The organism is Pseudomonas sp. S49 (genome assembly GCF_009866785.1).
In the GTDB taxonomy this organism is placed as follows: domain Bacteria; phylum Pseudomonadota; class Gammaproteobacteria; order Pseudomonadales; family Pseudomonadaceae; genus Aquipseudomonas.
This window is the reverse complement of the sequence record NZ_CP019432.1, coordinates 2,916,531-2,937,292: the sequence shown is the minus strand read 5'-3', so window position 1 is coordinate 2,937,292 and position 20,762 is coordinate 2,916,531. Positions and strand designations below refer to the sequence as shown.

The 20,762-nt window shown below is 61.8% G+C and carries 10 protein-coding genes; 3 read left to right on the top strand and 7 right to left on the bottom strand.

The window, feature by feature from the left end:
* Window positions 1–26: 26 nt before the first annotated feature.
* The 6 genes from PspS49_RS13015 to PspS49_RS12990 all read right to left on the bottom strand — a co-directional run bounded on the left by PspS49_RS13015 (window position 27) and on the right by PspS49_RS12990 (window position 6,209).
* Complete coding sequence (locus PspS49_RS13015) at window positions 27–272, bottom strand: ferredoxin family protein (protein ID WP_007959413.1); 246 nt, start codon at window positions 270–272, stop codon at window positions 27–29.
* 27 nt (window positions 273–299) lie between these two features.
* The gene (locus PspS49_RS13010; protein ID WP_160039643.1) at window positions 300–2,030 is read right to left on the bottom strand and encodes a fumarate reductase/succinate dehydrogenase flavoprotein subunit; all 1,731 of its coding nucleotides are present in this window, start codon (window positions 2,028–2,030) and stop codon (window positions 300–302) included.
* A complete protein-coding gene (locus PspS49_RS13005; RefSeq protein ID WP_038368826.1) occupies window positions 2,027–2,779 on the bottom strand; it encodes a GntR family transcriptional regulator in 753 nt (250 codons plus the stop codon). Before PspS49_RS13005 ends, PspS49_RS13010 begins: the two co-directional genes overlap by 4 nt.
* Before the next feature lie 221 nt (window positions 2,780–3,000).
* Entirely contained in the window at window positions 3,001–3,969 is a 969-nt protein-coding gene (locus PspS49_RS13000) for a Gfo/Idh/MocA family oxidoreductase (RefSeq protein ID WP_160039640.1), read from the bottom strand.
* 10 nt (window positions 3,970–3,979) lie between these two features.
* Window positions 3,980–4,867: a Dyp-type peroxidase gene (locus tag PspS49_RS12995; RefSeq protein WP_160039638.1), complete on the bottom strand. Its 888-nt coding sequence runs from the start codon at window positions 4,865–4,867 to the stop codon at window positions 3,980–3,982.
* Window positions 4,868–5,111: 244 nt separating this feature from the next.
* Window positions 5,112–6,209 carry an AraC family transcriptional regulator gene (locus PspS49_RS12990; protein ID WP_160039636.1) on the bottom strand — a complete coding sequence of 366 codons (1,098 nt, stop codon included), beginning with the start codon at window positions 6,207–6,209 and terminating at the stop codon, window positions 5,112–5,114.
* A 211-nt stretch (window positions 6,210–6,420) separates the two neighbouring features.
* Here PspS49_RS12990 and PspS49_RS12985 point away from each other — a divergent pair, with 211 nt between their 5' ends.
* From PspS49_RS12985 to PspS49_RS12975, 3 genes are all read left to right on the top strand, one after another.
* Window positions 6,421–7,368 (top strand): transporter, encoded by a 948-nt coding sequence (locus PspS49_RS12985; RefSeq protein ID WP_095123320.1) that lies wholly within the window; start codon window positions 6,421–6,423, stop codon window positions 7,366–7,368.
* A 255-nt stretch (window positions 7,369–7,623) separates the two neighbouring features.
* Entirely contained in the window at window positions 7,624–7,818 is a 195-nt protein-coding gene (locus tag PspS49_RS12980; protein ID WP_095123340.1) for a stability determinant, read from the top strand.
* Window positions 7,808–8,092 (top strand): type II toxin-antitoxin system RelE/ParE family toxin, encoded by a 285-nt coding sequence (locus PspS49_RS12975; protein ID WP_224790155.1) that lies wholly within the window; start codon window positions 7,808–7,810, stop codon window positions 8,090–8,092. Before PspS49_RS12980 ends, PspS49_RS12975 begins: the two co-directional genes overlap by 11 nt.
* A gap of 46 nt (window positions 8,093–8,138) precedes the next feature.
* On the opposite strand, the gene PspS49_RS12970 is transcribed toward PspS49_RS12975, so the two are convergent.
* A complete protein-coding gene (locus tag PspS49_RS12970) occupies window positions 8,139–20,633 on the bottom strand; it encodes a filamentous haemagglutinin family protein (RefSeq protein ID WP_160039634.1) in 12,495 nt (4,164 codons plus the stop codon).
* Between the last annotated feature and the right edge of the window lie 129 nt (window positions 20,634–20,762).

The following is a 20,762-nucleotide window of genomic DNA, read 5'->3' as shown; positions in this document are numbered from 1 at the left end:
GGCTCACTCCTACAGGGGATCGGGTTTCAACGCAGGAGATAGGGGATTTCGACTTTCACGGCACCGGTCGGGCAGTCCTTCTCGCACGGCATGCAGTACCAGCATTCATCGAACGCCATGTAGGCCTTCTGCGTCGCCGGGTTGATCGCCAGCAAGTCCATCGGGCAAACGTCGACACACACGGTGCAGCCCTTTTCGGCGATGCATTTGTCCTCGTCCACGGTGACGGGGGCGTTGGAGCGGAAGAAGATTTCCTGAGCTTGATAGGCCATGGTTCGGGCTCTCTGGTTATTGATGTATCAAGCGGCGAAAGCGCCGACCCGCAAACGGTCATAAGCCTGCATTTCTTCAGCATCGAGCGGGATGATGTAAGGCTCGACGGCTTTCTTGAAACTGGTCATCTGGCCGTCCTCGCCCTTCTTCAGGTGGCAATGGCAGAACCATTCGCTGTCGTTGCGCTGCGGATGATCAACGCGATAGTGGTACAGACCCCAGCGGCTTTCGGCGCGGAACAACGAGGCGCGCGCGGCCATTTCGGCGCAGTCGCGGATCACGCTGGTTTCCATCGCGCGCATCAGTTCGTGGGCGTTGTTGGCCTTCATCTGCTCGAGATCGCGTTCGATGTCGCTGAAGCGTTGCAGGCCGATCTGCATCTTCTTGGTGACTTTCGGCGGTTGCAGGTAATCGTTGACGAAACGCCGCAGCTTGTACTCGACCTGCGCCGGCGGCAGACCGTGTTCGCGATCCAGCGGTGCGTAGACCCGGGCCTTTTCCTTCTCGATCTGCTCGGCGTCCAGCGCAGAAAACTCGCGGCCGGCGACAAAATCTGCGGCGTTATGCCCGGCGAACCAGCCGTAGGTGAAGGCACCGAGCATGTAATTGTGCGGCACAGCGGCCATGTCACCCGCCGAATACAAACCCTTCACCGAGGTCTCGGCGCGTTCGTTGACCCACACACCGGACGCCGAGTGACCGCTGCAAAAACCGATTTCGGAAATATGCATTTCGACCATTTGCGTGCGGTAATCGGTGCCGCGATTGGCGTGAAACTGGCCGCGACTCGGGCGCTCGTTGCTGTGCAGGATCTCCTCGATGTTCTGGATGGTTTCTTCGGCCAGGTGATCGAGTTTGAGGAACACCGGACCGTTGCCGCTCTCCAGTTCCTGGTGAAACTCCCACATCATCTGCCCGCTCCAGTAGTCGCACTCGATGAAGCGTTCGCCCTTGTTGTTGGCGGTGTAGCCGCCCAACGGGCCGGTGACGTAGGCGCAGGCCGGGCCGTTGTAATCCTTGATCAGCGGGTTGATCTGGAAGCACTCGAGGTTGGCCAGTTCGGCGCCGGCGTGATAGGCCATCGCGTAACCGTCGCCAGCGTTGGTCGGGTTTTCGTAGGTGCCCATCAGGTAGCCCGACGACGGCAGACCGAGGCGCCCGGCAGCGCCACAGGCGAGGATCACCGCTTTGGCCTTGATCACATGGAAGTCGGCGGTGCGGCAATCGAAGCCCATCACACCGTTGACGGTGCCCTCCGCGTCGGTCAGCAACCGCGTGCAAACCAGGCGATTGGTGATGCTCACCCGTGCGCGTTTCAACTGGCGATACAGCACTTTTTTGATGTCGTGCCCTTCCGGCATCGGCAGCACGTAGGCGCCCATGTGGTGGACCTTTTTCACCGCGTAATCGCCGGTTTCATCTTTCTCGAACTTCACGCCCCAACGGTCGAGTTGCTCGATGGTTTCGAAGCTATGGGTCGCGTAGGCGTAAACGGCGGCCTGATTGACGATGCCATCGTTGGCGATGGTGATTTCCTTGGTGTACTGCTCGGGCGTCGAGTGGCCGGGGATGATCGCGTTGTTCAGGCCGTCCATGCCCATGCTGATCGCGCCGCTGCGTTTGACGTTGGCCTTGTCGACCAGCAACACGCGCAAGTCGCGGTTCTTTTCCTTGGCCTTGATCGCGGCCATCGGGCCGGCAGTGCCGCCGCCAATGACGACGATGTCGTATTCCTGTTCGAGCACGTTGCGGGTCATGCCTGCTCCCCTTTTTGCCGGTCGATCCGCAGGCGGTACTGGAACGCATCGCCACGGTAGTAAAGGTGTTCGAAGTCCAGCGGCTGGCCTTGCGCGTCGTGGGTCAGACGCTCGATGCGCATGATCGGCGAGCCGGCCTCGACGTTCAGCGCCTGGGTCAGGTCGCTGTCGGCGAGCACTGCGTCGATGGCCAGATCAGCGTGGCCGAGGGCAATGCCGCAGTCGTTTTCGAGGATCAGGAAGATGTCGCGAGTGACCAGATCGGCCTTCTCCAGGCGCTCGCCGACGGCTTTGGGCAGGTAGGTGATTTCCAGCGAGATCGGCTCGCGATTGATCAACCGTACACGTTTGATCTGCGCGACGGTCTCGCCTTCGGCGACCTGCAAACGCTCGGCGACGCGTTTGTCAGCCGGGATGAATTTGAAGCTGCGCAGGCGGTTGATCACCTCGTAACCGCGCCCGGTCATCGACTCGGCGAGGCCTTGCAGGCTGCTGACGTTTTGAAAGGTTTTCGGCTTGGCAACGAAGGTGCCTTTGCCGTGGATCTTGAAGATCAGCCCTTCCTTTTGCAGATCGCCCAAGGCTTGGCGCACGGTGATGCGGCTGACTTTGAACAGCGCACCGAGTTCGCTTTCGGATGGCATCTGGCTGTCTTGCGGGTATTCGCCGTCGAGTATCCGCGCACGGAGGACGTCGCGCAGTTGGGTGTGCAGAGGAACGCTGCTAAGGGAGAGAACGTTATCGGTCATCACGGGATCACTTGTTATAACGAGTTATGACGTGATCTTAGAGTTGTTATGACGAGGTTGAGAAATATTGTTTGGGCATAACCTTAGATGCGACGACGCACTGCCCAATGTGGGAGCGAGCCTGCTCGCGAAAGCGGTGGTTCTTTCAACAATGATGGTGACTGACACGCCGCCTTCGCGAGCAGGCTCGCTCCCACAGGGGATTGTGTACGCCGGGAAAATCAGTGGCGTTTGAGGATCTGGTCCATGACCCAGTCGGTCTTGAGCGCTTGTTCGGCGACGGCGGGATGTTGTGAATCACCACGAATGTGCGCATTCATGCCCAGCACGTGATGCCACTGAATGTGTTCGTGATGAGGGATTTCCAGGCTGATGATTTCATCGGCATGCAACTGCACAGGATGCTCATCAAACACCGAAAAACCGATCCGCCCGAGGCTGCCGATGATCTCGACCCGATCCTCACGCCGATCCGCGACAAAGCTCCAGCAACCCATGCCCAGCGCGCCTGACGCGAACCGCCAACTGGCGCTGACGGCATCTTCCGCCGCATACAACCCGGCCTGACGTGCGGTGAATCCGGCGACCTCGACAATGTCGCCGAGCAGGTACTGGAACAGGTCAAAACCATGGCTGGCCAGATCAGCGAAGTAACCGCCACCGGCCACCGCCGGATCGGTGCGCCAATTGTCGCGCCCCTGCAGATCCGCCGGCGACGGTGCCTTGGTCAATGTCCAGCTCAGATGCCGAACCTCACCAATGCGCCCCTTCTCCAGCCACTGCCGCACCTGCGCAAAACGCGGCAACGAACGGCGATAGTAGGCAACGAACAAATGCAAACCGGCATCGGCAAACGCCTGCTGCATCTCGCGACTTTGCCCGGCATGCAGCGCCATGGGTTTTTCCACGCAGCAATGTTTGCCGGCAGCGGCAACCTTGAGGCTGTAGGCGTGGTGGCTGTCGGGCGGTGTGGCGATGTACACCGCGTCCACCTCGGGATCGTTGATCAGCGCATCGACGTCGGTGTAAACCCGCTCGATGCCGTGGCGCGCGGCATAGTCAGTCACGGCCTCAAGGCGTCGGCCCATCACCGCCACCAACGCCGAACCGGGCGCCTTGTAGAAGGCCGGGCCGCTCTTGCGTTCAGCGACGCTGCCGCAACCGATCATGCCCCAGCGCACCACGTTCATGTCTCTTCCTTTAGCCGATGCGCAAGGCGCGCAGATCGAGGTGACCGTCCTTCAGCGGCGGGCACCAGTAATAGCCGCCAGTGATCGGCCGGCTGATGCGATACAGACCATCGATGATGCCGTCTTCCAGGCCGCTCATACGGCGCAGTTGTGCTTCGAAGGCATCCAGCGAAAAGCCGAAAGCGAGGAACATCAGGCCGGCACGATCACCTTCGATCCACGGCATCGAGCGGCGCACAACGAACGCTTCCGGCGCGAAGCTTTCCTGCGCGGTGCGTTTGACGTGGGCGGAGACTGGCGCGTCGTCGATCTCTTCGTTGTCGCTGAGGCGACGGCCCATGATGTTGTCTTTGTCGTCGGCCGAAAGCTTGTGGAAACCCTTGAGGTCATGCTGCCACTGCTGGATCGCGGCGAAGCTGCCGCCGACCATGCCGTCAACGCCTGCGCTTTGCAGGGCGGCCGCGATGGCGGCTTCGTCGTGCGGGTTTTCGGTGCCGTCTTCGTAGCCGGTCAGGTCGTGGCCGTCCTTGTGGCGGAAGGCTTCCTGCATCTCGACCAGACGCAGGGCCGGGGCCAGTGCGGCTTCGAGGGCGTTGCAGCGGTTGAGCAGTTCACCACGGTCGACGCCGTGCAGCCACACCCACAGCGCGTGCTGGGTCGACGGGTTCTCAACGCCGACGCCGGTCAGCGCCGGGAAGCTGCGCAGACCGTCGATCTGCACGTTGAGGGCCTTGGCCAGGGATTCACCAAAACCGACCACTGCCGACTTGCCGTCCACCTGATTCATCAGGTTGTCGATCGCCTGTGGCAGTGCTTCAACCGACTCAAGAGCGAAAAACAGGTGACGTGCTTGCGCAGGAACTGGGGTGGCGAGAATGCCCGGCTGGTAGTAACTCATGTGAACTCCTTGGGAAAGTGCGCGGGAGTTTACCTGTGGCCGGAGGGTTTGTGTGGGTTTGGATGGAAGTCAAAAGCCCCTCACCCTAGCCCTCTCCCGGGGGGAGAGGGAACTGATTCGGGGATATTGAAGAGCTACGCCGACTTGAACGTGCATCAGTGAATCCATAATTTCAGGTCAGTGCATGACTCAAGACAACTGCGGTCGGCCATCATTCTCTCAAGTCCATAATCGGCACAATCTTTCAGGTCGATGCATGACGCAAGACACCTCGGTCGGCCCCCTCTCCCTCTGGGAGAGGGCTGGGGTGAGGGTTAGCGTCATTACGCCAGGCGCTAGGGCTCAGCCCCGTCCAGCGCTTGAACGCCCGGCGAAAACTGCGCACATCGCTGTAGCCGACTTCCTCGGTAATCCGCTCAATCGGCATATCAGGATTGGCCAGCAAACTCAGGGTCCGCGCCTGCCTCACCTGCTCCAGCAAAGCCTCAAACGTCAACGCATGCTCGGTCAGCCGCCGGCGCAAGGTGCGGCTGCTCATATTCAAATCGCCAGCAATCTTTTCAATGTGACTGCCGCTACTCAAATCCCGCGCAATCGCCCGTTCCACAGCCTGAATCAAATCAAGTTTCTGATGCACCTGCGCCGCTTCCAGCTCCAGCAATGCCACCGCCTGACGCAACGCCAGCGAATGATGATTGGGCAGATTCACGTCCAGCCATTGCGCATCGATCAGCATGCGATTGTGCAGGCAACCGAAGCGCACGTCCGGCCCGAGCAGGCGCTGGTATTCGCTGAGGTAATCCGGTGCGGCATGCACAAATTCCACGGCAATCGCCTTGAACTCACCCCCCACCAGCGCGCGGCCATACACCAGCAAACTGGCGAAGAACTCCTCGACCGCAAACACCTGCACATCAGCGAATGGCAAGCGACATTCAGCATCGAGATGCACCTGAGCGCCAACCACATCAACACTGGACACCACAATCCCGCCCGAGGTGTGTTGATGACGAATGCCTAGCGCAAAGGCATCACGCAAGGTCTTGCACAGCGACAACACATGCCCAAGCAGACCCAGGGTGCCGAGTACATTCTGCGCCCCAACCCACAGCCCCAGACCTTGATTGGGCAGCACTTTGAGCGCGCGCTGAATCATCGCCACCGCCTGACGATAGGAAATCCGCTGCGCCGGATCCTGAAGATCCTCAAGGGTGAAACCCAGCCCACGGCACAGGCTCTGGGGATCGATGCCTTTGTTCTGCGCGACTTCGGCGAGGGTTTGCAAAAGAAACGGCGAGACCAGCGCCAGTTCAAAGGTCGGGTCTTGGACTTTTACGTTCATGGGGGCTGACATTCCGGATCACGCTTGATTGTTATTTTTGTAACCGGTTATGTCGAAGGAAGTTAGCACAGGGTGCGCGAACTGTCCGCAGATGCCCCCCTCGGTGTCCGCCAATACCCTGCCCCAACGTACGCCAAACGCTTATTTCTAGCGTACCGGCGCTCCGAGCGACCGGTACCAGGTCCCAATCACAATAATAATGAGGACAGTCATGAGCCAGAACCGTGCAACATCCTTCTTGCCGCTCGCCCTTTTCATCGCGGGTTGCCCTCTGACGTTGCCCGCCCTGGCCACCGAAGCCGGCGTCGACAACATCGGCACCGGCACCGACGGTTTCTTCATGCTGCCGCTGGAAGTCGACAGCCTTCCGCAGAACATGGTCGCGTTCAACCTCTACTACAACCATTACAAATCGACCAAGCTCAACATCAGCTCGCTGGGCGGCAAGGTGCCGAATGTCGAGATCGAATCCACGGCCGTGATTCCGCGCCTCGATTATTTAAGCCCGGTGCGCGTGTTCGGCGGACGTCTGGCCGGGTACATCGCCCAGCCGTGGTTGAAGCAGGAAGTCTCGGTGTTCGGCTTGAGCGACACCCGCGAAGGCATGGGCGATACCACCTTCGCGCCGATCATTCTGTGGGACATGGGCAAAAACCTGACCCTCGGCGCCGCCGTGGAAATCACCGTGCCCACCGGCGAATACAGCGTCGATCGACTGGCCAACACCAGCAACAATTTCTACACCTACAAGCCGCTGTTCTCGTTCACCTGGCTGCCGACTGAACGCACCGAAGTCTCGATGAAGACCACCTACAGCTTCAACGAGAAGAACAAGGACACTGACTACAAGTCCGGGCAGATCTTCCACTTCGATTATTCGGCCAGCTACAAGATCACCGACGACCTGATGCTCGGCGTCAACGGCTACTTCCTCAAGCAGACCACCGACGACAAACAGTTCGGCCACACCGTGCAGTTTGCCGGGCAGGACGTCGATGATGGTGTGCGCGGCAAGGTGTTCGCGATAGGCCCGGCGCTGCACTTCACCTTTCTCAAGTACGCCAGTGCGGAGATTCGCTGGGCCAAGGAATTTGACGTGGAGAACCGGCCGGAGGGGGAAATGTTGTGGGCGAAGGTGAGTATTCCCTATGCGTTCTGAGTGTATTTGTAGGAAAGCGCACCTGGATTTGTAGCCTGAAAACCTGAAAAACGCATGGGTGGAATACGCCTACAGCGACGGTCGAGATTACCGGACAACAGGGGGAAACGTCTGGCAGATTTAAAGGGTGCGCTTGCAGATACTGGGCTCCGTTATCCCATGGTTGCTCAAGGGCTCATGGGGTGCATCGTCTGCCAGTGACGACAATGGACCATGTCCCCCCTTAAACTGCCGAGATTGATCACGGAGATCACTATGAGCATATTACTTTCCCCGTTTTACTCTGACTTCGAATCCGAAGAAGAGGCCGAGAGCTACGATCGCTGGTTTCGTGCAGAGGTACAGGCTGCACTCGATGATCCTAGTCCTGGTATTCCCCATGATGAGGCTATGGCGATGCTCGACCAGATGCTGGAAGAGATGCGCAGGAAGCGCCGCTCTGCTGCTTGAATGGAGCAGCAAGTCCTCGCGTCAACTGGCTGACATCTTCAAATACATCGAGCAACACAACACCAACGCTTCAATTTCGCTAAGACACAAGGTTGGTGCGGCAGCACAACGGCTTTCATCAATACCTTACGGTTACCGACCTGGCCGAGTGCCTGGTACTCGTGAGATGGTGATTCATCCGAACTATCTGCTGGTCTATCGAGTGAATGGGCGCATCAGAATACTGAGGGTGCTTCACGCCCGGCAAAAATACCCTTTAACTTCATCAACATAAAAAAGGGCGACCAACCGGTCGCCCAAACGTACTACACGAGAGTCTTTTACAACGACAGTTGCCCACGTTCCTCCTCGGTCAACTGCTGCTTCGCCTGTTCATCCAGCGCCCCGGCGCCCAACACCTGCACCGGGCTGTTCGGGTTGTAACCCGGGGCCGGTGCACGGCTAGCGCCATCGCGGGACGGCGCAAGTTGTTCATTGCCGAAGCTCAACACCTGCACGGTGAACACCGACGCCTGATTCTGTCGCGAAGCCGCCTGCTGCTGACGCGCGACATCTTCCGCCGCTTGGGTGGCCGACGATGCCGCCGAACTGGCCGAGGTGATCGCCCCGGTATTCACCGCCGACACCACCGGCACACCCGTCGCCTTGCCCTGCACCGAGATGTTGGCGGCGTTGACCACCGTCAGCGCGGCGATGTTGACGTTACCCGACACGCGAATCCCCGCCTCGCCGGCATCGATGGTGCCCAGCGGCGCGATCAGGTCGATGTCGCCCGGTGCCACTTCGGCGATCGGGTTAAGCGTGGCGATACCGGCACCGGTGCTTGGCACCGACGGCGACAGGGTCACGTTGCCCCAGGTGTCGTAGACGCGTTTCGGCGGGGTGTAGACCACGGTGGTTTTCGAGCCACGACCGGCGTTGATATCGCCCTCGGCCGACCAGCCGAGAATCGAACCGCCGAACGTGGTCATGATCCGGCTCTGGCCGAGCAAAATGCTGCCCTGCGAATAGAGCTGAATATTGCCCGAACCCTGGGTGATGATCCCCGCTGTCGATGGCGGCGCCGCGCCTTCGATGCCAAACACCTGACCGCCGCCCGGCGTGAGCATCTGGATGTCGCCGCCAAACAGCGTCTTGACCCCGGCACCGCCGTACATCGTGATATCGCCGTCGTAACGGATCGAATTACCCGCCACATCGCTGGTCGGGAACAGCGCCGCAATCGCGTTGCGACCGCGTAGATAACTGCCAGTGCGCGGGCCATCGACGTCGTTGTATTCGAGGCCGCCGGCACGCAGTTCGGCGAAGTACACCTGGCGGGCGAAGATCGCCTGTTCGGTACTCGGCAGTGCGGCGAAGAGGGCTTGCGCCTGTTCTTCGCTGCCGCTGAAGCCGTAGCCGAGGGTCAGCCAGCTCTGCAACTCGTCCAGGTAGGTCTTGACCACTTTGCCCGGTTGCCCGTTGAGGGAAGCGTTCGGATCGGCCAGGTTCTGCGCGTTAAGGTAACGCGCAATGAATCGCGTGTAGTCCGGCCCCTGCACTCCTGCGCCGGCCTGCAACACGATGCTTGCCCCCGATCGGCTGTCTCCCGCCGTGATCGGTCCGAGGCTGGTAATAGCGGCCTGATTCTCCATCAGGATGTTGCGCCCGGCATTGACATCCAAAAGGCCCGGGCCGGCGATATCGAAGCTGCTGTAGAGAATGTCGCGCCCGGCAGATACGCGCGAGACATCCCGCGGGTCGTTGTGAATGAACAGGTTGCCGGTCGAACTGACGTTTTGTCGGGTTCCGCCCAATTCCTCATTCGGCGCGATTGTCGGCTGCCCCAGGAAAGTACCGGACGCGACGATATCGCGACCGGCCATCATCCACACCGGCCCCGCCGCTTCATACCAGGTACGAGCGGACGGGGAAAAACTCAGCGTTTCGCCGCTGCGTAAACCGACCAGATCACCAGTCAAGGCATAGAAACGCGCCGGGCCCTGTACATCGCTTAACCCCGAGAAGGTGTCGGCGCCAAAGGCAAACAGCGGATAACGCAGGTTTCCCTTCGGGATCACACCATCGGGGCTGTAGTTGCTGACCAACGGCACGTTCGCGCTGGCTCCGTATCCCGAGAAGGCAGGCGCAAAGGGGGTCGCAATGGCTGCCGGGCTCGCGCCGGACTGATTGATCGCATAACCGCCGGCGTAGATGGAGTCACCGGCCAGCAACGACAGTTGCCCGTTTGTCGAAGGCGCCAGCAATAACGAGTACCCCACCGCCGGAAACAGATTGCTTGATGCACCGAAAGCGGCCGACGGTCCCGCATAGATGGAACCCTGGCCTGCAACGGCCCGAAGAATCGAGGGGTATACAAAGCGACCATCAGTCGGCGAGCTGTTCATTCCACTTACGGTTTGAGACGACGTCGTGATGACTTCAGCCATCTGTGTGCTCGGTGTGAGATTGCCTCCGGCGGAAAACAGATCGATGGCCGTGTGCCCGGTCCACAACGAGAAGCCGCTCAGTCCACCACCCGCATGGACCTCGCCATTGTCAGTGGTGAACGGCGTGGAGTTCTGCAGCCTGACCCGACCCGGATCCGCCGCGCCCCCTATCACCAGGTCGCCGCGTGTGCTGATGCGCATCCCCGAATCACCCGGTATCAAGACCACGCCACCGCCGGCCGCTCCGGTGCTGGCACTGAACAAATCGTAGGCTCTGGTTTCCCGGGCGTCCTGCTGGAATTGCTCGACGCCATATTGCAGGTTGATCGCACCCGCAGCAGCGCCGGTCAGCTGTGCCGCACCCCGTAGATTGATCAGGGCGCCTTGAAGGTCGTGTCGCGGCGGTGTCGTGCCGTTCTGCCCCGACCTCGCCTGCAATGACGGATTGAGCATGCCGCCAAGACGAATGTCCATGTCGCCACCGCCGGTCAACTGCAGGCTACCGTCAGCGCCAACGCGGCCGGTGCTGCCCACTGCCACGATCAGTCCCTGACTGCGGGGGTTAAGCAACTGATCGCCTATGGCCCTGAGCATGCCTGCATCCGCGCCAGCGCGCAGGCTGATATTGCCGCCGCCCAACGTGCCGAAGCCGGTGAACCCGACCAGGTACGACCCGGTGTCGGTGCTCTGGTCCGGCAAGGGCTGCGTGGCGTAGCTGCCGAAGTTGATCCACCAGGCCGTAGGAAGATCCGCCTTTGCGTCGCCCTGACGCCAGAGCCAGTTGCCCACAGCAACGCTGGGGACCTGTTCACGCAGTGGCGCGTTCATTGCGTAGCTGCGCCGCCCGAGCGTGTCCCCCGACACCGAACCACCGGCACCGATCGTCAGGTTGCCGCCCATCTGCGGATACCACGCCTGATACAGGCTTTCTGAACCGCCATTGACCCATTTTTCGTAAGCGCTACCGGCGCTGCCCAGTACCGATCCATCGTCAGACAGGCGGCCGCGGGCCTGGTTGAAACGTGAATCGACATCGCTGGACTGAGTGCCCGCCGTATAAACGCCGAACGGTGAGTCCATGCGCAGATTGCCCGCAGCCATCAAATCCAGATCGCCAGTACCGGTGCGCAGCACGCTGAACATCTGCGAGTGGGGATTGGCGGTTATCCCGCCCTTGTTGGCCAGGCAGTTCCCCGGATCGATGTCGCACCAGAACAGATCGTCGTCACTGACCGGGGTTCCGGCGGGTATGCCCATCATGTTGCCATCCGCCCACAGGAACTTGGCCGGTGGGAGACAGACCCCGGGAATCAGATCGCACCAGAAACTGTCCTCATCGCTGACGACGCTGCCCGCCGGATACCCCAACGGGTTATCCGCCGACCAGGTGCTGTCGAGCTTTTTCTCGGTGACGATAATCCCGAGGTGAGTGTCTGCCAGCCGTAAGTCACCGCCACTGGTGACGGGTTTCACCACACGACTGTCAGCGGCTTCCAGGTCGGCACCTGCAACTATCCGCATCGACCACGATGCGCTGCCCGACGGCAACATGCTCGCGATCGCCCAGTTCGCGCCCTGGCGTGTACCGTTCAATGAACGAAGTTCGATAAAGGGTGTGTCGGCAGCCAGCACCACATCGGTCATGGACGGAATCAGGGAGCCGCGCAGCAGCGCCAGCGACCCACTCAACTTCGCCCCCACCGCACGCTGTTGGTCATCCAGAACACTGGGCAGCGGCACGCCTTTTGGCCAGAGCATGGCCTGCATCCCGGTAGCCTGAGCGAGTCGGGTCCCGGCGCCCAGGCGGCTGCCGGCCGGCAATATCACACTGTCATTGAGCAGCGTTCCGGCGCCATACAGCAGGTTACCGGAGGCATCGTGTACGGCTGCGCTCAACACGGTGCCGGCCGGCAACGTGTAGGGGCCGGCGAGCACGCCCTCGGTGGGCAACAGCGTACCGCTGGCGAGGACGGCGGCCTGGATCGGCAAGTCATAGTTCAGCTTGACGCCCGCTGGGAACAACGTGCCCTCGGCCAGCGTCACGCCCGCCCCCGGCACAATCAGATCGCCGCCAAACGGCTGGACGCCCGGCAGCAGTTTCCATCCCGCATCGTCCACGGTTTCCGGTGGCGGCGCGAAGCCATCGTTGATGCTGCCGTAGATGTCCAGGTCACCCCCGGCTCGAATCACCAGGCTCCCCGCCTCGCCAGAACCGTAGAGCGAAGTTTTGCCGGTGTTCGGGTTGAGACTGGCGTAGCGATAGCCGGACAAGTCCAGATCGCCCTGCACCACCATATCGCCGTCGGCGGTTTTACTCGCAATCTCTACACCTGGTCGCAAATGGAAGGCATCGGCATACCCCGCATTGTTCAACCCTGCCAGTTTGCGCTGCAACAGATCAGCGTTGCCCAAGGCTGCGTTGATGAACAGGTCGTTGTCACCGTGGATGCGGTTCAGGTAAGCCTGGTCGATGATTTGATAAGGCCGACCGCTGGCCGCCGGATCTACCCCGTCGGCGGCATCGGTATAGCGGCGCACGGCATTGAGCCCGATGGACCGCGCACCCTGGATGATCAACGCGCCACGGGCATCGATGGCGATGTCATCGGCGCCCAGTCGCGGTGCGTTCAGTTCCAGTGTGCCGCGCAGACGACCGTCATTCTGACCCGCCAGGGTGCCGACTGCCGCGTCCGTGCCATGGCGCAGGTCTATCCGTGCACCGGGAGCGAGGGTCAGCAGGCCGTCGCCGGAGCTGAGCTCGACCATGGCCCGGTTGGGCGCGTCGATAATCTTGCCGTAACTGTCGACCCGCAGTACCCGACCGTGAGCATCCAGTACCGCGCCGCCCGCCACATTCAGGCCATGGGTGGCCGACAGGCGAATATTGCCGACACGTTCGCCGCTGGCATCGACCAGGCCGTTCACCGTCAGGCTGCCGTTGTCCACCGATACCGAGACCTCGCCCGCCTTGAGGCCATCGCCGATCACCAGGTCGCCCTGTTTGAACTGGAAGCTGCGACTGCCGAAGACTTGCCCGGCGTTCAAGCGTTGGTTGAGCGCAGCAAACTGTTCATTCAGCGCTCCACCCAGGTGTTGCGCGCGTATGTCCACGCCAGCGGATTTGTAGGGTACCCACGTGCCGCCGGCATCGTAATGCCCTGTACTGCTGCCACGGATTTCGCCTTGCAGATCGACCTCGCCCGCGGTGTCTGACAGTGCCACGACACTCAGATTGCCGGCCTGATTGTTCTGCGCTGACAGATCGATGCGCGAGCCGGCCGCCTGACGAATATTGCCGTCGCGGCTGTACAACGCCACGTCGCCGCCCCAGCTGTACTGATTGATATCGTTGAATGGCAGGGTGCGGCCTGCCAAGTCTAGGGTAGCCCCGCTCGTCAGGGTCAGATCGCCCTCGGCCTTGACCTGCAATTTGCCGCTGGCCAGCGCAATCCGGCCGTCGAGCACCACATTACGCCCCTCCAGCGTCAGTTCGGCACCCAGTGCATCGGCGGGCGCCACCCCGGTCGGCCCGCTCAATACCAGACTGCCGCCGGCCTTGAGCGCATTCACCGAGCCGCCCTCCCCGGTCAGCAGAGGTGTGCGCAGGTTCAGGTTGCCGCCGCTGTAGAGATAACCCTTGATCGGGTCGTAAGCCCCCTGCGTTTCATAAACCGCGAGGCTGCCCTTGTGGTTGGCGGTAATGCGGTCACTGGCGTTGAGGTTGACGTTGGCAAAGCCCAGCGCAAGACGAGCGTTCTGATCCAGGCCGTTGGGTTGGGAATAAGGGCCGTAGCCAAAATCGATGCGCTGAGCCTCGATGTTCAGCGTGCCGTGCCCGGTGCCCGCACCGCCGCTGGCCACGGCCCCGGGCGCCTGAGTGGTGCCGTTCCAGATCAGGTTGGCCGTGCGGATGGTCGCCACGTCGCTCGTATCCCCCAGGCCGTAGATGGCCGGGGTCGTGATCATCAGATTCTGCAACCTGCTGCGCCCGGTCTGAGGATCCAGAGTGTCCAGCGCGACGCTGCCGTAGAAGTTGAACGCGTCGCGAGTGGTCAGGCTGAGCGTTTCCAGGGCTGGCGCAGCAAACTGGGTATCGCCGCGCAGCAACCGGTCCAGCACGCCCTGATTCAACGTCAGGCCGGCAGGCAGGCGACCGACCGCCGCCAGTGTTTCAGTGGTACCGATGTTGACCGCACCCACAGCCAATGCCAGGTGACGGGTGCCGAAACGCACCGCTTCGGCCAGTTCGAACTGATTGTTGGTGGCCGCCGTAATGCTGCCATTCGAATAAAGCATCGCCGGATTGGCGCATGCCTGGCGATCGCAGGTACCGATGCGGATGCTGCCAGACGCAGTGCTGACGTTGACCTCTGGCGCCAGCACATTCGTCCAGCCGTTGGACACCACCAGCAGACTCGCGGCGCCGGGCTGATAGACGAAACCGCTTGAGGAGTCGTACGGCACCTCGCCGCGTCCCAGAGAGTTGATGCCGGCACCGGCTTCGACCGTGATGGCACCGTCCCCACTGTTGGTCCAGAGCAGCACTTCGGGTGCTGAAAGCAGCGCACCTTCACGCAAGGTGATGTTGTAGGTACTGCCCGTGAAACTGACGATGTTACCGGCCGTGCCGTAATTCACCGTCGGGGTCGCACCGATCGCCAGACGAGAAGCGCCCAGCCGGTTGAGCGTATCGGCATTCAGCGAAACGCCGGCAAAGCCTTTCGTGGCTGACTGCCCGGTGGCGAGAATCTCAAAGCTGTCGCCACTGCCGCCACGAATCACCGCCGTCCCGGCCACGCCTCCCTTGGCGGCTGCGAAGGCGATCCGGCCGTTGAAGTCCAGCGCGGTATCCTGCTTGCCCCCAGCAATGACGAACAGGTTGAGCGCTTTGGCGTCCATGGGCGCCAAAGCACGCGGAACACCCCGGCGCGCCGCATCGCTGACGATGAACTGCTCCAGTGTGGTTTCGTTGTATTGCGAGTAACGCCGCAACACATCCGCCGATGTCACGATGACCTGGCTGGCGAGGTTGTCCCGCACACCGGTATTGGCAATCGACATCCGCGCACTGCTTGTCCACGAGCCGTTGCGCATTGCAATCGCGCCGTTGGTGGCGCCCGGGGCGGCCTGGCCGTTCACTTCCACCCGGAACGCGCCCGGCAGCAACGTGAAGGTGGAAGGCAACAATGTATAAGTGCCTGCCGCCAACCCTGGCACGCCGCTGCCCAGGGTGATCTGCTGACCGATGCGCGGATCGACCGCTCCCGCTTCCCCCAGTATCGGTGCGTAGGCACTCTGATCGCCCGGGACAATGGCGTACACCGGGTTGCTGGCCAGCCCCGGCAGACTGAACGTTCCATCGCTGGCATTACGCACCAGTGGACTGAACCGCGCATCGGTGGAGCCACCGCGACCGGAGACAAACCCGGCACCGCGCAAATCTCCGCCGCCCGACAGGTCGATCAACGCGCCGGGCTGCACATCCACGTACTGCGAGCGCAGGCTCACCCCGGCGCTGTCGCCACTGATGCCTTTCAATATGATCGGCGCGCCGTTGTAAAGGTATTCGATACCGTCGGTGGTGCCGCCATAAGGCATCACCAGACCGGCCGCACTGACCGACGTCGTACTCCCGGGCAGCAGGCGCAGTTCCTGGGTTTTGGTCAGCAGATCACCCAGACTGATGACGCCCAGAGGCGCACGCAGAACACCGCCCTGATCGATCCGGCTGGCGCTCATCGCCAGCGTGCCAAACACCGAGTACGGCAGCGCTGTCGGCGCCGGCCCCTGGCCAGTGATGCGCAATGTCCGATGGGTATCGGCGAGAGAACTCTGACTCTGATAGCCGACCCGGACTTCGGCCGAGACCCCGCTCGCAGGGTAGATCTGCGCGGCGCGCAGATTCAGGTCCCCCGGTGTCCACAACTCTGACTTCACCTGGCCACTGGTGGGCGCAAGAAACCGCACGTCCCCGGTGCTGGTCAGCGATACCTGGTCAAAGCCGCGACGGCTGACTTCAACCGGGGCGTCGTTGTTCTGCAAGATCGACCCTTGCGCGCCGAACGACAGGCTGTTGGCAATATCCAGTACGTTGGCATTGACGTTGAACTGCGCCGGTGAAACTTGCGCAGTCGGACTGTTCAGGACCCGGGGACGAATGGTGCCCACCACACCGTAATAAGTCCCCACACCGGACAGCCGCACCGAAGGCGCTGATAGATTGACCCGCGTCGAGTCGCTGGAAGTCTGCGCCAGGGACAAGGCCCCAGCATAGAGATTCAGACTCTGATTCATGTGCAGGTCGACGTCGCCGTCAAATGACAAGAGGCCGTTGCTGAACACGCTCAGATTGTCGAATCCGCCCGACATCAACGTATCGGTGCTCAGGCGGGCATGCCCGTAACGAAGAGTGTTCGCGGCGTCACCGGGCTTGAGGTCCACGGGCAACACTGCATCGCCCGGTCCGTGACCAATGACGATTTCCCGAGCTCGCAGAACCTCGGCACCCGCCTTCTGCGTAGCGTACAGCGGGGTCTCCAGAGCTACCTCCAGCCGTCCGCCGGCAGCACCGCTGCCACCTGAAGCGGCGCGCAATTGACCATTGATCCACAGGCCGTTATACGAACTCAGGCTGATACGTCCGCCATCCGAGGCAACGCGGGTCGGACCCTGCCCGGAGATGTCCAGCACGGCCTGCGTCCCGGAGGCATCCAGACGTGCACCTTCGCGCACAATCAGAAATGCATCGGCCGCCGTCGCCGTCGCACGCTTGGGATCGATTTCGCCGCCGATGATAATGCTGCCGCCCTTGTCGACCTGACCGTAGACCCGACCCGACGCATCGACCGCCGTGTGGGCACGCCCCGCGACGTCCAGCAGCGCCTGCTCGCCGATCCAGATCGAGCGGTTGTGCGCCTTGCTGTCGGCTTGTTGCTGTGAAGTGGCAACGTCGATCGAGCCGAACTGTTGCTGACGTATATCCAGGGTTCCGCCCCAGGCCTGCAGTTCGCCTTCCAGGGTGATCTGCCCGGTCCCGCGCAGATTGATCCGTTGTCCGGGATCGACCGTGATGCGCGATCCGCGTCCCAGCGTCAGGGTGCTGGCGGTGTCGAACCGGTCGAGTTCACTCGAGCCGGCTTGCAGCGCCAGACTCGCACCGGCGCGCTGACTGAGTACGCCCTTGAGCGGGTCTTCCTGATACAGCGTGGGTGTCCACCGCTCCATCGCCTGGCTCGGGTCGACCCCGCTGACCGGATTCAGCGTTGTGTCGGCAAAACGGTAGACCGGCATCGTCACATCGATTTGTGTGCCCGCCGTCACCTCCAGACCGTTCAGACCGGTAACCCGGTAGGCAGAGAAACCGTTGTCGAACAACTCGGGCGTCAGCTGCAAGGCATGTTCGGGCAGCGTGTCTGCGGACGCACCGATCCGCACCCGATTGGCCTGAATAGCGAGCGTACCGCCGCCCGTCACGCCATGACCGAGAATGTCGCCGGCCATCGTCAGATGCGAATCGCCCAGCGCAGAAATCGCGCTGGACTCAAGACTCACGTCGCCACCCTTGCCGCCCCGGGTCTTGCCATTGGCCAGAATCGCACCACCGGACGACACATCGATCAAGCTGCCCGTCGCCACATCGATATCGCCACTGCTGCGGATCGAGACCCGGCCTCCGTTCAGGTATCCGAGACTTGCCACATCGTCCGGATCGGTACGCAGATTGCTCCAGAGACCACGGGTGTCGAGGCGTACATCCCTGGCGATTGTCACCTGCACCGGTTCACCCGCCGGTGCAGCAATCAGCATGTCGTCAAGGGTGCTGCTGCGCAGCTGGTTCAGCACGTTGCCCAGATTCAGACTGCCGCCGCGCGCCGTCAGATCGGCCGCAACACGGACATCCGGTGCGTACAGCGTGATGTCACCCCCGGTGTCTACCTTGAGCGCGTCGTTGACTTCAATCCGCTCAAGCGCCGAAATCTTCAGTGCGCCGAGATCAAAGCCATTGAGCTGGCCGGCGTCGAGAAACAACTTGCCCTGACGGTCTTGCGCGACGGCGCCGTTCAGATCCCCGGTGAATTCCTCGTCCCGCCGTTCGCCGCCGATCAGAACCTGATCCAGCAGCGGATTGAGGGTGTAGCGCAATCCGCCGGACGCCGCCTGATAGCTCGGCAGATAACTGCCGACAATCAACTGCGCGCGCCGTGCCAGCGCAGTCTGGCTCTGCTCATAACCGTCGATGACCGCACGCGGCGCCTGAGTCTGTCGTTCACCCTGGAAAACCTCACCCAGCAGTTGCCCGTCCAGCACCGCGTTTCCAGTGCTGACCACCAGTTGCCCGGCATCGCGACCCACGGTGTAACCCGACTCTGTACGACTGGACGGTGCAATCAGCGGGTTGTAGAACGTGCGGGTCTGGCCCCACCGCTCACTGTGATCCTCGTAGCCCTTGTACAAACCGTTGTAGAGCTGATCCCCCGGCGCACGCGAGACTTCATAAAGACGACCGTCTGCACCGCGCAGCCAGCTCTGTCGAATCTCGCCGCTTTGCACATCGAGGGTGCCGCCGGACAGGTTGATCAGTGATCCTTTACGCGTGACCACGTCGTTGCCGGCAAAACTCACTGTGCCGCCCTGCGCCATCCACTCGCCGATGCCATGCCCCTGGGTGCCCAGATAACCGCCGACTTCCAGCAGGCCACCCGCGGTGTACCAACGGTCCGTCGCATAGCCATTGGTGCCGGCCGGCACGTAGACCAGTTCACGCACATCGACCCAGACATCGTTGCTATTGAGCGCGCCGTTCTCGCGATTGACCGACGCATCGCGCTGCTCGTTACCCTGCACGTTGATCTTGATGTTGTTCGATTCCATCGCCACCTTGACGCCGACAGCGCCGGCAACGTCGATCACCGCGCCTTCGCCAACCAGGCTGCGACGCTGCGCGGTGACAGCGACCTGCCCCCCGGTGGCCAGGGTGATCGAACCGTTCTGGAATTCGACACTGCCGCCGCTCTGGAGATCGATACGCGACTGATCGTCGCGAATCCTGTTATTGAGGTTGACCCCGCTCAGGGCCGCCTGATGCTGACTGTCCAGCGCCGTCAGGTCGCTACTGTCGAGCATGACCGCCGTGACACTGCCGGGCGCCAGGGTCACGCTGCCGCTCGTGTCACTCGCCGGATTGAGCAGGTGAATGGTCCCGCGAGTGGCGACCGAGGTGCTGCTCAGCAACACGCCGCCCTGCTCCACTTCATGCCCGGTCAGGGTGATGTCACCCGTGGCAGCCTGAATCAACCCGCTGTTGCTGACCCGGCCGCCACTCTCGCCAGCCTTGAAGCCGGGCGTGACTTCGTTGCCAAAGGTTGTCGAAAACGTGTTGCCTTCTGTGCCTGAGCCTTTGCGGATGTAAAAACGATCACCGGCACCCAGCACGGTCTGGCCTTTGGCGGTGTTGAGGGTGCCGTCATTGACAACGTCTTTGCCGAGCAACAGCGTATAGCCACCGGCGTCGGTCGAGACGGCGGGCTTGTGGGTTTCAATCAGCGCACCGCGCTCCACCAGCACCTTGCCGGCGGCATCGGTGAACGTCGGCTGGCTGCCGTTGCTGTCGAAATACAGACCACGATCCCGGAACTGGATGTCGGTGATATTGGCAGCGGCGGCCACCAGGTTGCGCACGTTGACCTGGCTGCTGCCGCTGAACACGATGCCGTTGCGGTTGATCAGCATCACCGTGCCGTCGCCCTTGATCTGGCCCTGGATCTGACTGGCGCGTGTGTTCGGATCGTTGACACGGTTGAGCACGGCCCAATTCGACTGCTGAGCAAATTCGACTGTGGTATTTCGCCCGACGTTGAAGGTCTCCCAGTTGAGAATGGCCTTGTCGGCCGTCTGCTCGATCTTCACGTTGGTCTTGCCATCGGCTTGCGTCTGCTGCGGGCCTTTGGCGTTCAGCCAACCCTGAGTCAGGCTGTTGTCGACCTTGAGGCCGCCCTCGCCCAGCCCGTCCGGAACGGTCTGCAGACTGCCCAAGGCCACCGCGCGCCCGGCAGCCTGAGCCGCCTGCTGTGCGGCAATGGCCGCCACGGTGTTGTTGAGGGTCTGCAACGAGCGTTGCAGTTGCTGGTTGGCTTTTTGCTGCTGCGCCAAGGGTGGCGTCATCCCCGGCAAACCAGCCGCACCGGGCCGGGCGGCCGCGGCTTGTTGCGCAGCGCCCTTGGCCGCGAACCAGCCAGAGCTGAACGCGGTCGCCGCCTCGGCACTGCCGGCTACCAGACACAATGCCACCGCGTGCGCCAGGGGCTTGAGCAACCACAGCGCCGGATCGGCAACGTCACGCCTGAAAGTCTGGCCGGGGATATTGCGACGGGATGGGCGAGCGAGCATCACTACGAGATCCTTTTTGATTGCCACACGAAGCTGCAGGCCAGCAAAAACCTGCTGTTACGACATAGGCTGTTGGCGAGGGCCACGACCGAACGGATGTCACACAAACTTCATGATTGAGGTGTAAAT